General features: G+C 63.3%; 12 protein-coding genes. 5 read left to right on the forward strand and 7 right to left on the reverse strand.

Annotated features, from left to right (window positions below):
* Positions 1-11: 11 nt before the first annotated feature.
* Positions 12-251, reverse strand: a complete 240-nt coding sequence (locus tag ABD928_RS04510) for a tautomerase family protein (protein WP_187714597.1) — start codon at positions 249-251, stop codon at positions 12-14.
* A 211-nt stretch (positions 252-462) separates the two neighbouring features.
* On the opposite strand from ABD928_RS04510, the gene ABD928_RS04515 reads away from it, so the two are divergent.
* The gene (locus ABD928_RS04515; protein ID WP_187714598.1) at positions 463-987 is read left to right on the forward strand and encodes a hypothetical protein; all 525 of its coding nucleotides are present in this window, start codon (positions 463-465) and stop codon (positions 985-987) included.
* Positions 988-1,016: 29 nt separating this feature from the next.
* Positions 1,017-1,646, forward strand: coding sequence for a cysteine hydrolase family protein (locus ABD928_RS04520; protein WP_345166517.1), 630 nt, complete (start codon positions 1,017-1,019; stop codon positions 1,644-1,646).
* A gap of 31 nt (positions 1,647-1,677) precedes the next feature.
* Here the strand turns inward: ABD928_RS04520 and ABD928_RS04525 are convergent, their stop codons facing one another.
* From ABD928_RS04525 to ABD928_RS04535, 3 genes are all read right to left on the reverse strand, one after another.
* Positions 1,678-2,265, reverse strand: coding sequence for an NADPH-dependent FMN reductase (locus tag ABD928_RS04525; protein WP_345166520.1), 588 nt, complete (start codon positions 2,263-2,265; stop codon positions 1,678-1,680).
* Between the two features lie 277 nt (positions 2,266-2,542).
* Positions 2,543-3,148, reverse strand: a complete 606-nt coding sequence (locus tag ABD928_RS04530; RefSeq protein ID WP_345166523.1) for a cupin domain-containing protein — start codon at positions 3,146-3,148, stop codon at positions 2,543-2,545.
* A gap of 25 nt (positions 3,149-3,173) precedes the next feature.
* Entirely contained in the window at positions 3,174-4,010 is an 837-nt protein-coding gene (locus ABD928_RS04535) for an enoyl-CoA hydratase/isomerase family protein (protein ID WP_345166526.1), read from the reverse strand.
* Positions 4,011-4,292: 282 nt separating this feature from the next.
* Between ABD928_RS04535 and ABD928_RS04540 the strand changes: the two genes are divergently transcribed.
* Together ABD928_RS04540 and ABD928_RS04545 are read left to right on the forward strand one after the other, a co-directional pair.
* Positions 4,293-4,916, forward strand: coding sequence for an MEDS domain-containing protein (locus tag ABD928_RS04540; RefSeq protein ID WP_345166529.1), 624 nt, complete (start codon positions 4,293-4,295; stop codon positions 4,914-4,916).
* Complete coding sequence (locus tag ABD928_RS04545; protein ID WP_345166531.1) at positions 4,913-7,441, forward strand: PAS domain-containing sensor histidine kinase; 2,529 nt, start codon at positions 4,913-4,915, stop codon at positions 7,439-7,441. Before ABD928_RS04540 ends, ABD928_RS04545 begins: the two co-directional genes overlap by 4 nt.
* Positions 7,442-7,509: 68 nt before the next feature.
* On the opposite strand, the gene ABD928_RS04550 is transcribed toward ABD928_RS04545, so the two are convergent.
* The gene (locus tag ABD928_RS04550) at positions 7,510-8,412 is read right to left on the reverse strand and encodes a pirin family protein (RefSeq protein WP_345166534.1); all 903 of its coding nucleotides are present in this window, start codon (positions 8,410-8,412) and stop codon (positions 7,510-7,512) included.
* A 379-nt stretch (positions 8,413-8,791) separates the two neighbouring features.
* On the opposite strand from ABD928_RS04550, the gene ABD928_RS04555 reads away from it, so the two are divergent.
* Complete coding sequence (locus ABD928_RS04555; RefSeq protein ID WP_345166537.1) at positions 8,792-9,472, forward strand: isochorismatase family protein; 681 nt, start codon at positions 8,792-8,794, stop codon at positions 9,470-9,472.
* 59 nt (positions 9,473-9,531) lie between these two features.
* On the opposite strand, the gene ABD928_RS04560 is transcribed toward ABD928_RS04555, so the two are convergent.
* Together ABD928_RS04560 and ABD928_RS04565 are read right to left on the reverse strand one after the other, a co-directional pair.
* Positions 9,532-11,844 carry a TonB-dependent receptor gene (locus tag ABD928_RS04560; RefSeq protein ID WP_345166540.1) on the reverse strand — a complete coding sequence of 771 codons (2,313 nt, stop codon included), beginning with the start codon at positions 11,842-11,844 and terminating at the stop codon, positions 9,532-9,534.
* 125 nt (positions 11,845-11,969) lie between these two features.
* Positions 11,970-14,354 carry a PAS domain-containing sensor histidine kinase gene (locus tag ABD928_RS04565; protein WP_345166543.1) on the reverse strand — a complete coding sequence of 795 codons (2,385 nt, stop codon included), beginning with the start codon at positions 14,352-14,354 and terminating at the stop codon, positions 11,970-11,972.
* Between the last annotated feature and the right edge of the window lie 34 nt (positions 14,355-14,388).

Below are 14,388 nucleotides of genomic sequence, written 5' to 3' on the forward strand. Positions count from 1 at the left end.
CGCAGCTAAACTTATCCTGCGCTCTTGCTTGCCAGACTTGCGCGATACTGCATCACGGGCATTCCGCCCCAGCCCCAATCGTCGGGCTCCACTTCCTGGATGACGACCCAGGTCCAGTCGTGCGGCTTGCCAAGAACATCCAACAGCACCTGGCTCATTCCGTGGAATATGGCGGCCTTCTGCTCCGGCGTGGTCCGATCGATACCGGGCTCTGTGCCCTCGCGGGTCAATTGAACGGTGACGAATGGCATGCTCGGCCTCCTCAGCGACATGGACCTCAGCCTTGGCATCATCGCCCGCGCGATGACATCAGACCAAGGTGTCGATTGAGTTCTGCAGGTTCGCTCAAACCCGACACCAAAGCGCAATACTCGCCTTCGGCCTCCACGCTTACTTCCTGAGCCTCAAGGGCCGCGGCTCGAACCGCAGGGCCCGGCAACGTCCACTCCGGAGGCCAAGGCCATGAACGACCATCAGATCGTCGATTCCAGTTTCACTGCAATCATTAACGCACCGATTGAGAAGATCGACATCCCCGCCTGGGCGTTCGCGCTCCCCGATCTCGAGTACCAGGGCTGCTCCCCGGCGCATGTCGCTGCCGGCTTCACGACCGCGCCCGACGGCACCCGGATGTCGATCAATGTCGAAATCATCGGCGGCAGCCTGATGGTGCAACATTATGTCGAGAAGCTCGCCCAGCCCGATCACCTCGTCCTAGAATCGAACTCGGACGTCTTCACGCCCTCAGGTCGAACGATCATTCGAGTCGTCTGGGAATTGAGCGTCAAGGCGCTGGACGATGGCCGCTGCGAGTTCACAAACCACGTCATGTCCTTCGCAACCAAGGACATGCTGACCCTGCTCGATCGCCAGGGCATTCCGTTCGAAGTCTTCCGGACCCAGCGCCAGCCGATGTCGATCGCTCACAATCAGGGTGAGACGCCGCTGTTCGCAGCGAGCATCGAGCGCGCAGCGCTCCGCAACTGATCCCGCCTATCCCCCGCCGGAGGTGAAAAATGTCCCGCGTTCCCGATTACCGCAAAGAGACGACCGCACTGCTCCTCGTTGACCCCTACAACGACTTCCTAGCCGAGGGCGGCAAGGTGTGGCCGCGAGTCCGGGAAGTTGCCGACGAAGTGAACCTGATCGCAAATCTGAAAGCGATCGACACGGCCGTTCGAGAGGCCGGGATACAGGTGGCGATCGCGCCGCACCGGCGCTGGGAGCCGGGCGACTATGAGGATTGGGCGTTTCCCAATCCGACGCACCTTGCGATCATGAAACGCCACAGCTTCGCGCGCGGCGAATGGGGAGGCGACTGGTATCCGGATCTTGCGCCGCGGCCCGGCGACATCGTCGCCAAGGAGCATTGGGCCCAGAGCGGCTTTGCCAATACCGACCTCGACCAGCAACTGCGGCAACGGGGCATCACGCATGTCATCATCGTTGGCCTCCTGGCCAACACCTGCATCGAATCCACCGCACGCTGTGCAATGGAGATTGGTTATCACGTGACGCTGGTTCGCGACGCGACCGCCGCCGTTTCGCGCGACATGATGCACGCTGCGCATGAGCTGAATGGCCCAACCTTCGCACATGCCATCGTCAACACGGCCGAACTCATTGCAGCCCTGCCGGCCGGCTGATCGGCCGGGCAGAGGTGTGACCCCGGGGTCGTCAAGCGGCCTGGAGCTGAACCCTTGGCGCCCTCAACGTTGATGCCCACCAGAAGAGCTCATCAAGCATCGCGATGGCATTCTGCTCGATATAGGGGATCGTTCGAAGGTCCCGGCCCTGCTGAAGGGCGTCGAAGAAGTCGGCGCCCTGGATGTGCACGCCGGTCCGCGTCGGGACCATTTGCAGTTCGATGCAATTCAGCCGCAACTGCTCGATCGAGCGCGCCGCGCCGACGCTTCCATAGCCGACGCAGGCGAAGGGTTTGCGGTTCCACTCGGTGTAGGCATAGTCGAGGGCGTTCTTAAGTACTGCCGGCAGACCACGATTATATTCGGCGGTCACGAAGATGAACCCATCGAACCCGTCGACGGTCTTCTGCCAGCGCTGAGCAACCTCATTCTCGGACGGCACCCAGGCGCTGGACGCCGGCTCGTCGAAGAACGGCATCGGATAGTCGCGCAGATCCACGATCTCCACGGCCATGTCCCCCCGCGCATCGGCGAGTTCGCTGATCCACGCGGCAGGCTTGTCCGCAAAGCGCTCCGAACGGGTCGTGCTGAGGACGATTGCGATCTTGGGCTTGTCCATGACTGGCTCCGCTTCTGTGCAGAAGGTTGATGTTCGGCCGGCCGGGCTGCACACCACGCGTGACTTGGCGTCAGGCCCACGGCTCAGGCAGACCTCCTGGAGGTTGATGCTGCCCTTTGTGCCGTCTCCCCCCGGTCCAGGCGATTGCACTTTGGTGTCCCCGACACCTTTGGAGGGTGCGCGTTTTCCGCGGGACGTTCGGGAACTGCCGGCCCAAGTCCGGTGAGGCCGATTGCGTCCGAAGCGAGGGCCGCCGACCAGCCTTGAAGGCCATCCCTCAGCCGCTGCTCTTATCCCCATGGTTTCGAGGATCGTCTGCGGCACAGAGATAGTCGAGGCTGAGCGGGCCGGTCCCCGTCACCTGGGTTACATAGGTGCCTGATCTTGCCCTGTGGAAGTGAGGCGTATCGCGCGGGAGAACGATCACGCTCCCCGGCCCAAATGCCTGGAGCTTGCCCGGATCGAAACGCGACCCGAAACCGATGTAGAAGACTCCCGAGATGACCGTGTAGATCCGATCCTCATGATGCACGTGGGGCATGAGCTTAACCCCGGCGCCTACTCTCACCCGAACGACATAGGGACCAGGCGCAGCGGGGTTGCCCACCACTTTCGCGATCTCGGCGCCCGCCGGGAATGCGGCAAACGGCTCGAACCGGATCTCCTCGGGACGCGCTGCAGCGACCGCGTGCGGCGACAGTGGCCCCGTTGCAGGGGCCGCGGGGCCCTTCGAGCGCGTACCTTGACCCGGCTCGTCGACTGCGGCCGCTTGTTCGTCCGCGACCGGGGTCTGCGGCGAGCAGATCAATGTCGTCCCGACAGCCGGGAAGCCGGCGAGCTGGACAGAAAGCGCCAATAGGGCGCCAGCTTCAGAAAGAGGCATGCTGGCTCGCTCTTCATGTGCATATTCAGGGATTGAGATCGCCGATATATTGTCCGAGGTGGTCCTCCACCTCGCCGGGCGCGTGAAACCCCTCGGCAATCAGGGCTTTGATCGATCGCTGGGTGCTCGCCCGACCAATCGAATTGATGCAGGAATCCCAGCCGGCGCCGAGCTCTACGTCGGGCGCAAGCCCGGTGTTCACCAGTCGCTTGGTCTCGCCGATCGCCCATTTGTCGAAACCCGCGATGCGCTTCGCGAGGCGATCCACGTAGGCCTCAAGCTCCGCATCGGGGAGAGAATGGTTGATATAACCGAATGCCTCGGCCTGATCGGCGCGGAAATCATCCGAACTCAGGAGGACCTGAAGGGCCCGGTTGCGCCCGATCAATGCCGGCAGACGAGCCATGGGACCTCCGCCGGCAACCATTCCGACACCCACTTCCCATTGCGAGATGATTGCTTTTTCACGGCTGGCGAAGGTCATGTCGCAAGCCAGTATGAGTTCGCTTCCATTGCCGGTTGCGCGGCCTCTGACGAGCGCGATCGAAACGACCGGGGCGCGAGGCAGACGAACAAGGAAGTCCGGCCACGGGGGAAGACCGCTCCTCCCGGGCGGGAGGCTGGTGAGGCTTTCGAGCGGAGCGGTGAAATCCGAATGATTGAGGAAGAAACCTTCCACCGTGCTGTCGAAGACCACGACCTTGAGAACCGGGTCGCTCTCAATCTCCTCAATCAGGCGCTCGAATTCCTGCACCATCGGTCGGCCCATCACGTTGAGCGGGGGGTTGTTGATGGTGACGCGCCAATATTCGGGTGCATGTCTGGTCAGCTGAAGCTGTGCCGTTTTGGTGATTGCGTCCACGTTGCAGCTCCGCCTCAATTCAGATGGGCTCCATGACCTGCAAGCTCGGGGCGCGAGAGGCGATTGGACGATCGTATCTAGATACTATCGTAGGGCCCCTCTTGCCCGAGACAGGCCGGGGAGAAGCGACGACAGCGGGACTTCGGACGAGGGCTTGTCCGGCCCATTCCCGGCCACTGTAGTCTTCGGCTGATACTTTGGTATCAACAGCGTTCCGAGTGACGCCTAGTGATGCTATCTGCATGACCGGCGATGGAACTCGCATTGGTTGGGCGGCTGCGTATGGAAGATCCGGTCCCTGTCAGTCTCGGCTGCGCGCATCTTCATGAGCGGCGTCACATCTGCGCATTCTTCGGCAGCGGTGAAGAGGCACGGCGAGTGTTGATGCCGTTCATCACCGAGGGTTTCGCGGCGGGGCACAAGGCGGTCCACATCCTCCGCGAGGACGAGATCGCCCAGCATGTCTCGACCCTCGAGGAAGAAGGCGTGGACGTCAGCACCGGACTGACGACCGGCCAGCTCGAATTGCGCCGGAACGTCGACACCTATCTGGTGGACGGCCAGTTCGACCAGGAGCGCATGCTCGACTCCTTCGAGACCATGGCCGGCGGGGGCCCCGACCGGAAGTTTCCGCTAAGCCGGATCGTCTGCAACATGGATTGGGTGCACGAGGCTGAACCTGACCCTGAACAGCTGATCGAGTTCGAGGCGCGCGTGAACCACATCTGGAACAGCCATCCCGACGTCGTGATCTGCGTCTATGACGCGCGCAGGATGAGCGGCGCGATGATGATCGACATCATGCGCACGCATCCGATGGTCCTCATCGGAACAGCGCTGCAACAAAATCCCTTCTACACTCCGCCCGAGCAATTCCTGGCGGAGCGGCGCATCGCGGCCGCGTGACGGGCAGAGCCGCAACCGGGCCCGAACCTGACAGCAACGGCCTGCGACAGGTCCTCAATGATCTCGTCGCCCTCCTTGCGCTCTCGAGCGCCTGGGGGACCGCTTCCCCGAACATCGGGCTGAGCCTCGCAGAAGCTTTGGTGGCGATGCTGGAGCTGGACTTTGCCTTCACCTGCCCAAAGGCCGCCGGAGACTCAAGCGGCGGCGCCTCGATCGAATTGGGACCCCACCTGGCCGGTACGGTTGCCGATGAGGTCCTGACCTTCCTGTCTCGACACGAAGGTCAGAACAACTCCTCCTGGCCGCGTGAGGTGACCCTCGAGAGGTCTGGAATCAGGCTGCTGCTCGCGCACAGCCCGCTTGGGATGCGAGGGGAATATGGCAGTCTGGTCGTCGGCGCCTCGCGCCCCGGATTTCCGGAGGAAAATGAGCGCCTGCTCCTGAATGTCGCCTCGAACCTGGCCTTGGCGGCCCTGCAACAGGCGCAACTTGACCGGAACCAGCGCGAGAACGCGCTCGAACTCGATCGCCGCGTTGCCGAGCGGACGGCGGAACTTGCTGCGGCCAATGCCTCGCTCGAGGCCGAGGTCAGTGAGCGCAAGCGCGTCGAGGCCGCACTCCGGATCAGCGAGCTCAACGCCAATTCGCTGGTGGAGGGAATTCCCGGCTTTGTTGCCGTGCTGGGTCCGGCGGGACGGGTCGAGCGCGTCAATCAACGGATCATCGACTATTGCGGGGCCCATATCGATGTCCTGCAGGACTGGGGGACGAACGGGATCGTTCATCCCGACGATATGCCCCATGTCGCCGAGCAATTCGGACGCTCGATGGCGAGCGGGACGCCCTACGACATCGAGCAGCGCCTGCGCCGGCACGACGGAGAATATCGCTGGTTCGGCAATCGCGGCCTGCCGCTTCGCGACGAGCGCGGCGAGATCCTCGCCTGGCACGTGCTCCTGACCGACGTCCACGACCGCAAAATCGCCGAGGCGGCGCTTGCCGCGCGGGAGCGGAACCTGCGCCTCATCATCGACACCGTTCCGGCCATGGCCTGGTCGGCGCGCGCCGACGGAACTGCCAACTTCTTCAACAAGCAATATCTCGAATTCGTCGGTCGCTCCCATGACGATCTCGCCGACTGGCAGTGGACCAGCCTCGTCCACCCGGACGATCTGGAAACGATCGGGACCACCTGGGCCGCATGCCGGGACACGGGCTCGGGCGCGGAAGTGGAAGCGCGCCTGCTTCGCCACGACGGAGTCTACCGCTGGTTCCGCTTCCAGACGAGGCCGCTTCGCGACGAGCAGGGCAAGGTGGTCCAGTGGTACGGCATCAACACCGATATCGAGGACCGGAAGCGCGCCGAGGAGGAACTTGCCGAGCGCGAGCGCAACTTGCGCGAGGCGCATGAGCATCTCAACCAAGCCCAGCGCCTGACGCATACGGGAAGCTTCAGGACCGACGTTCTCACCGACGCGCACATCCAGTCCGACGAGCTTTATCGCATCCTCGGATGCGCGCCGGCCAAGCTGCGCGAGTTTCGCGACCACGTCCATCCGGCCGATCTCGACCTGTTCGATGAAGGCTTCGCCCGAGCGATGGCGGACAGGAGCGCTTTCGACGAGACGTTCCGTTTCATCCGGCCCGACGGCGAGATTGTCTACCTCCATGCCGTTGCGCACTTCCTCAACGAGCCGGACGACCGCCCGGTGGTCATGGGCTCGATCCAGGACATCAGCGAGAGAAAAAAGATCGGGGATGCTCTCGATGAACTGCGCTCGGAGCTTGCCCACGTCACCCGCGCGATGAGCCTCGGCGAACTGACCGCTTCGATCGCGCACGAGGTCAATCAGCCGCTCACCGGCATCATCACCAACGCCAGCATCTGTATCCGGCTGTTGTCAGCAGATCCGCCGGACATCGCCGGCGCCATCAATACCGCGCAGCGCAGCCTGCGCGATGGGAACCGCGCCTCGGAAGTCATCAAGCGGCTACGCGGGCTCTTCAGCCGGCAGGAATTCACCCTCGAGGCGATCGACCTCAATGAGGCCGCGCGCGAGGTGGTCGCACTCTGCACGACGGAGCTGCAGCGACGGCGAATCTCGCTGTCCACCGAGTTCGCCCCCGACCTGCCGCAGGTCCCCGGCGATCGCGTCCAGCTCCAACAGGTCATCCTCAACCTGTGTCTCAATGCCGCCGACGCGATCGGCGATCCCGACGATCGCCCCCGGCGGATCGTAATCAGGACCGTCGCCAGAGACGGCGGCGCCCTGCTGACGGTCGCCGACAGCGGACGCGGCATTGCGGCGCCGGAAGCTGGCCGGATCTTCGAGGCGTTCTATTCGACCAAGGCAGACGGGATGGGGATGGGGCTATCCGTCAGCAAGTCGATCGTGGAGCGGCACAACGGAAAGCTCTGGTTCGAGCCTGACCGGGAGCTTGGCGGGGCTCGGTTCAACATCATCCTGCCGTGGCATTCCGACAGCCGACCCTCTCTCACCGAAGAAGTAACCGAGCGGGCCTAAGAGATCCGCCGGAGGACTTCCTTCAGGCCCATCGAGCCTCGTCCGCATCTCAACTGGACGCTCGAAGCTCACCGGAAGACGGGAACGTTGCCGGAGGCCGTCCGTCGGTCGCCCGATGCCATCAGCCTGGCACCGAGTTCGGCAATCCGCCGCTCGCCTGCCGCGAGGGCTTCTGCCGTGGTGTGGACTGAATAATATCCCAGATAGAGCGGATGATCGTGCGGGATCGCAGCGCCAAGGACAAAGGTGGCTCCGGAGGTCGAGTGCGCCCGGAACGACATCGGTCCGGCCCCGTCCTCGAAAAATGCGATCTGGCCCGCAGAGACCCGTCCGCCGGCGTCAACCTCGCCTTCAGCCACTGCGAACCAGCCGACACTCTGCCCATCTTCCGGGGTAAAGGCCCATTGCTCGCCCGGAGAAAGCCGCACCTGCAGGTAGGTTATGCCCTCAGGTGCGCGGACGGGACTAACAGCGCTCGCGTGTCGGCCGAGGATCACAGTCGCCGGTCCGACCCGAGGCATGTCTCGCGCCCCGATATACTGGCTGTCGACCGTTCCATTCTCAAGCTCGGGCGGAAGCGCCAGCCAAAGCTGGAAACCGCGCGTCAGACGTGATTCCCCGGCAGCCAGTTCCTTTCCGTGCCAGACCCCGCCGCCGGCGCGCAGCCATTCGACACCGCCGTATTCGAGGGTGCCCCTTCCCGACTGCGGATCGTCATAGACCATGTCGCCTTCGGTGATCACGGTGACGGTCGCAATGCCCGAATGGGGATGCATCGACATCGACTGCTGCATAAGGCGCATGTCGGCGGCGAACAGATCAAGGAACACAAAAGGCTTGAGATGTTCACCAAGATCCGACGGACTCATCAGCCGCAGCATCTCCCGGTTCCCCCGGCCGTTGCCGATGTGAACCAGGCGGCGAACGTCAGACGGCGGCTGGGCGGCGTCGGTCAGTTGTTGAGAATGCATTCTGTGCTCCGTTGCTGCGATGACATCCGAGGCGTCGACGATCGAAGTCCCGTCGGGTCCAGTCGTCAGGAAAGGTAGGTAAGGAACGGGACCCGAGAGCAGCAAGAGGGCACTCAAGCGATACCAGGTAACAAGGCGGACACCTCAGCCGACGGAGACCGGCTGCGTTCCCGGCCTTTGAAAATGATCCGCGAACAGGTTGATGCCCCGCACTTCCCTGCAGCCAGGAAGCATGATCTCGTGGACAGGCGGCATACCGGAGACTTTGGTGTCGACAATACCTTGGTGCGATGTCGGCCTCGCGTTCCGGAGACCATCTGTTCGGCAAGCCGGCGCCATCGCGCGGGCTTCGAGTGCATGCCGAGAGAGGAACATCCCGATGTCCACAACCGAAACGATCCCAGCACCCCATCCGGACCCGCGTGCCGTGTGGGACGCCTCCGATTGCGCGCTGGTGCTGATCGATTACCAGGAGAACGTACTCGACCTCATTTTCGAACAAGATCGGAGGGTCATCGAACTCAATGCACTGTCACTCGCGAAGACCGCTCTCGCTTTCGATATTCCCGTGGTGCTGAGCACTGTCGGCGTGGAGATGAAAGTGGATGGTCCGACAATCCCGTCGTTGAAAGCAGCACTCCCGGACGTCACGGAAATCGACCGGTCTTCGATGAACGCGTGGGACGATGCGGCATTCGTGCAGGCGGTGAAAGCGACCGGCCGGAAACGCTTGGTCATGGCCGGCATCGTCACCTCGACGTGCCTGGCCTTCCCTGCAGTCGATGCAATCGCCAACGGCTTCGAGGTCATGTTCGTCGAGGATGCGGTAGGCGACAGGTTCAAGCATCTTCACGACACGGCTGTCCTGCGCATGGTCCAGGCCGGCGCGATTCCCAACAGTGCACTTTCCATTATCTCGGAGTGGTTCCGCGACTGGAAGTCAACCCGCGCCGACTTTGCACGGGAACTCTATGTCCCTTATCTCGAGCAAATCGCCGCGCTGAAGCGCGATCCGGAATTCCACCGGCCGCGCGGACTGAAGTTCCCCGTGGCTACATAAGGTCGCGAAGCGACCCTTGCCGGCGCTGCGCTCCGCGGGATCCGTCCGCGTGCTGGACCCTACATTCGCTGCGACAGCGCGATCCCATAAGTGGCCGGCTGGCCGACGAAGCGGGACACGGCGTTCGCGTTTGAGAATACGTTGGTCCAGTAATATTCGTTCGTGACGTTGCGCGCCCAGAGCCACGCCCGATAGCGCTCACCGATCGCAACGCCTGCCCGGAGGTCGATCAGGGTATAGGGATCGATGCGGAGCGCCGGCCTTCTGCCGACGCCGGCATACGTGCCGCTGCGATAGGTCAGCGAGCCGCCGACAAACGCGCGAACGCCCCGCCCAAGCGGAAATTCATAGTCGAGGTTGGTGATCGATTGCCACTTTGGCGAGAACGGAAAGGGCGTCCCCGACTGATTGCCGAAGTTGGTCAACCCATCGTAGCCGACGAACCTATCGATCTCGCTGTGCGTGTAGGTCGCGGCGGTATCAAGCGTCAGTCCGTCAAATGGTCGCGCGATGACCTGAACCTCGGCTCCTATCACATGGGATTTCGGGATCGAGGCCAAGGCCTCCAGCGGCCCGAACGGAGGGTCGAGCCGGGCGCTCCGCAGCTGCTTGTCGCGATAATCGTAATAAAATCCGGAGGCCGCGAGGTGGAGGCGGCGATCGAAGAACGAGCCCTTGAGTCCGGCCTCGTACGCGAGGACCGATTCCTGCCCGATCGGCTTATATTGGTTGACCGTGGAGACGGCAGCGACCGGCGACGTCCCCGCTTTGTAGCCCCGACTGGCGTTGGCATAGACGAGCAGGCCCGGCCTTGCCGTCCAGTTCAGGCCGAACCGCCACGAGAGACTATTCTCGTTAAGCTTGTTGTGCACATTGTCGACCGGCTGCAGGTCGTTGGCCGGATCAAGGACATAGCAGTCCCCGACTTGGGTGAGGGGCTGCCGGCCACGCCGGAACAGGTTCCAGAATCGCGCGAAGTGATCGGTCACGGCAAGCGCGCAACTGTCGAAGGTCCGACGGTCGATTGTGAAGCGCAAGGCGCCCTCCGCCGTCAGCCTGCTCGACAAGGCATATTCGACCCGCCCGAACGCGGCGTAGGTCTGGACGCGGGTGCGGTTGCGCAGCTGGTTGGCGTCGACATAAGCGAGCGGGTCGACAGCCTGGAACAGATGCGAGGAGTCGACGTCGCGAAAAAGCTGGCGAGGTGCATCGGAGATGCGGTCACGCGTATAATTGAGACCCGCCAACCAATTGAGACGGCCCTCATGTCCGGCGAGCCTGAACTCCTGGAAGAAGGATGAGACCTTTCCTGCCTTGTCGATCACTTCGTTGAGGCTGAACGGCGTTCCGTTGGGATCCTGGGCATAAGCAAGATGGAAGCGCCCAAAGGAGGTCAGCGAGGTCAGCGTCAGCCGATCCCCAAGCTCATAGTCGCTGCGCCAGCGGGTGTGGAAGAGATTGGTATTGCCCGCATAGGAAATGCGCTCGCCAGTATCGGCCCGGTACAGGTTCCAGTCGGCCGAGCGTGGCCTTTCAATGACCGGAAAGGTCAAGAGGCCTGGAACCGCTAGCGCCGGCCGCGGCGGAACGGCAGCGATGAACTGGCCGGCAGGCCTTTCCGAACCGTCATGTGTGAAGGTTAGGACGAGGCGGCTCGATAACCGGTCGCTCGCCATCCACTCCAGGGTCGCCCGTCCCTGATATTCCTCGATGCCCCCGAGCCGGTCATCGGGCCGGGTGATGCTCTTTTGCCAGCCGTCGCCCCAGCGCGCCTGGACCGCCACACGTGCCGTCAGTCCCTTTGCCAGCGGTCCGGAGACAAAGCCGCCGACCTGGAGTCGGTCGAAGCGGCCGAAGGTCAGATCAGCGCCCGAGTGAAGCACCGATGACGGCGCGGAGGCGATATAATTGATCGCGCCCCCGGTGGCATTCTGGCCGAACAACGTGCCCTGTGGCCCTTTCAGGACTTCGACCCGCTCGAGGTCGAACGCCGCCAGCCTGGTCATTGCCGGATACGGCAGCGGCGCCTCGTCGACATACACGGTGACCGCCGGCGGGGTGGACAGGTCGCTGTTGAAGAACCCAACGCCGCGTAGCGTGAACGACGTGGAAGCGAAGGTGCTGTCCTGAAGGGTCAGCCCTGGAACGAGCCGCGGCAGGTCGGCAACCGCATCGATGCCCCGCAACCGGAGAGGGTCTTTGGTTGCGACGGTGATCGACATGCCGACACTATCGTCAGTCTGCTTTCGCTTCTGGGCAGTGACGATGATCTCGTCTCGATCGGGGGTGCGCGCCTCCTGGGCGGATGCGGGCGTGGCGGCCAATGCCCCTGCTGCAACTTCACTCAAGATGAGCAGACCAACTCTAACCATGCCGACGCGCCCTCCGGCTTTGGCTAGGCAGCGGTGATCGGCAAGCCAACTGCACTTTAGTATCGGTTCTGGAGCCGCCCTGAGAGGACCCTGGTCCAGCGCGGGGCCGTGGTGGCTAGTGGAGTTCAGGAGCCTGCGCCGTCCAGGGCGGGCGCCGATCCCTCCAAGGTTTCGGCGCTTTGGGGGATCGCGAAGGAAAAGGTCGCGCCCTCCCCTTCATTGGGCACTGCCCAGAGCCGCCCGCCGTGGCTTTCAACGATCGAGCGGCTGACGGATAGGCCGATGCCCATGCCGGTGGGCTTGGTCGTGAAGAACGGGCGGAAGACGTCTTCCGGGCTGTCACCCCCAAGGCCGATCCCGACATCCTGAACACTGAGGATAATGCCCCCCGAGCCGTCGCGATCGGTCCTGATCGTCAGCGCGCGTTCCCGTCCCTCGACGCCGGACATCGCCTCCGCGGCATTGGTGATCATATTGAGGATCACCTGCTGCAACTGCACGCGGTCGGCGGGGATTGGCGGCAGATCCGCGCTGAACTCGGTCCGAACGATGACCCTCTTGCGCTGAAGGTCAGCGGAGAGCAGCGCGACGACTTCGGCCGCGGCGTCGTTGATATCGACACTGTCGCTCCGCTCGGTCTTCTTCGAATAGAGCTTGCGCAAGCGGGCAACGATATCGGCCGCCCGGCGACCGTCGCGGATCGTGCGCTGCACGGTCTCGAGCGCGGTATCGATCCTGGGCGGATCGGCGGCAAGCATCCGCAGGCATGTGTTGGCGTTGGTGATGATGCCCGACAAGGGCTGGTTGATTTCGTGCGCGATCGACGCCGTCAGCGCGCTGAAGCTCAGGACCCGGGTGACGTGCGCAAGCTCGGACCGGACCTCGTGCAGTCCTTCCTCGGCCTGCTTTCGCAAGGTGACGTCCTGGACGGCACCGAAGCACTCGGTGCGCCCGTCATCATGCCGCACAATGCGCCCGAACACGCTCACATGTTTCACTCGATCGCTCGGCATCACGAGACGGATCTCATATTCGGGATTGTCTGAGCCGGAGCGGATTTCCGCCATCCTCGCCGCAAGCAGGGCTTGGTCCTCAGGATGCACACGGGCGGCGATGTCGTCGAGGGTCACGACATCGCCCGGCCGGAATTCGAAGATGCGGTAGAGTTCTGCGGAGAAGGTAAGCTCGTCCGAGTCGACTTGCCAGGAGAAGCTGCCGGTAGCGCTGATGCGCTGACCCTCGGCAAGGAAGGTCTCGCTCCGCTGCAGCGCCGCCTCGGCCAGTTTCCGGTCCTCGATATCGGTGTTGACGCCGTACCATTTGACGATGTCGCCGGCCTCGTCGCGGAGCGCGTCGACGCGGAACAGGAACCAGCGATATTGGCCGTCATGACGCCGGATCCGCGCCTCGGCCTCCCCGCCTTGCCCGCGCGATCTGAATCCGGTCCATGCGGCCGTCAGTGACGGAAGATCGTCAGGATGGATAAAGCTGATCCACTGCCATTCCAGCAGGCGCTCAAGTGGCTGTCCGACATAGTCGAGATAATGCTGGTTGAGGAAATCCGTGCTGCCGTCCGGGCGGGCTGACCAAGCCAGCGCCGGAATGGTGTCGATGGTCAGCCGCAGATTGCGCTCGCTGGCTTCAAGCTCGCGTTCCGCGCGCTTGCGGTCGTCGACCTCGACAAGCAGGCTGTACCAGCGAACGAGGCGGCCTTCGTCGTCGCGGTGCGGACGTCCAACCACCTGGAACCAGCGATACACGCCGTCGAAGCAGCGCGCCCGGGCCTCGTACATGTAGGGCTCGCCGGTGATCATGGCCTCGCGGAAGACGGCGATCGCGCGATCCTTGTCGTCGGGGTGCGCCGGCCCCTTGCTTGCCCAGGCTTCGGCGGAGTCCCGGTCGATATCGAGATAATCGTAGAAGCGCTGGTTGCCCCCTTCGAACCGCCCGTCTGCGGAAAAGGTGCAGACCAGGCCAGGCAGGCTGTCGAGGGTCAGGCGCAAGTCGATCTCGCTCGCGCGGAGCGCTTCCTCGGCGCGTTTGCGGTCGTCGATGTCGGTCAGCAGCCCGTACCAGCGGATGATCTCCCCGTCCGGCCGGCGGAGCGGATGCCCGCGCACCTGGAACCAGCGAAAGGCGCCATCGAAGCGCCGGAACCGCGTTTCGAAGTCGTAGGGTTCACCGGACGCGAGGGATTTGGTGAAGCAGGCGATGCAATGCTCGAGATCGTCGGGATGCGTCGTGCCGTTGGTCGCCCACCGCCCGATCTCCTCGAGCGGTTCCCGGAAATAATCGAGAAGCTGCTGGTTGCCGCTGATGAGCTCGCCAGCCGGCGAGAAGATACAGATCATGCCGGCAAGACTTTGGATGATCAGGCGGAGTTCGCGCTCGCTTGCACGCAGCGCATCCCCGCTGCGCTCTTCATTCGCATCGAGCAGGCTGTAGACATCGCCGGTTCCGCCAAGCGCAAAGTCTGCGAACTCGCCTGTTGCCGGTTCTTCGCCCGCCACGATACCCATGCCCTCCACAACAGCCGATCAGCAA

The organism is Sphingomonas daechungensis, from assembly GCF_039543105.1.
GTDB lineage: Bacteria > Pseudomonadota > Alphaproteobacteria > Sphingomonadales > Sphingomonadaceae > Sphingomicrobium > Sphingomicrobium daechungense.

Coding starts and splice junctions, on each gene's coding strand:
- ABD928_RS04510 (WP_187714597.1), bottom strand. CDS start 251: ATGCCATTCGTCACCGTTCAATTGACCCGCGAGGGCACAGAGCCCGGT.
- ABD928_RS04515 (WP_187714598.1), top strand. CDS start 463: ATGAACGACCATCAGATCGTCGATTCCAGTTTCACTGCAATCATTAAC.
- ABD928_RS04520 (WP_345166517.1), top strand. CDS start 1,017: ATGTCCCGCGTTCCCGATTACCGCAAAGAGACGACCGCACTGCTCCTC.
- ABD928_RS04525 (WP_345166520.1), bottom strand. CDS start 2,265: ATGGACAAGCCCAAGATCGCAATCGTCCTCAGCACGACCCGTTCGGAG.
- ABD928_RS04530 (WP_345166523.1), bottom strand. CDS start 3,148: ATGCCTCTTTCTGAAGCTGGCGCCCTATTGGCGCTTTCTGTCCAGCTC.
- ABD928_RS04540 (WP_345166529.1), top strand. CDS start 4,293: ATGGAAGATCCGGTCCCTGTCAGTCTCGGCTGCGCGCATCTTCATGAG.
- ABD928_RS04550 (WP_345166534.1), bottom strand. CDS start 8,412: ATGCATTCTCAACAACTGACCGACGCCGCCCAGCCGCCGTCTGACGTT.
- ABD928_RS04555 (WP_345166537.1), top strand. CDS start 8,792: ATGTCCACAACCGAAACGATCCCAGCACCCCATCCGGACCCGCGTGCC.
- ABD928_RS04560 (WP_345166540.1), bottom strand. CDS start 11,844: ATGGTTAGAGTTGGTCTGCTCATCTTGAGTGAAGTTGCAGCAGGGGCA.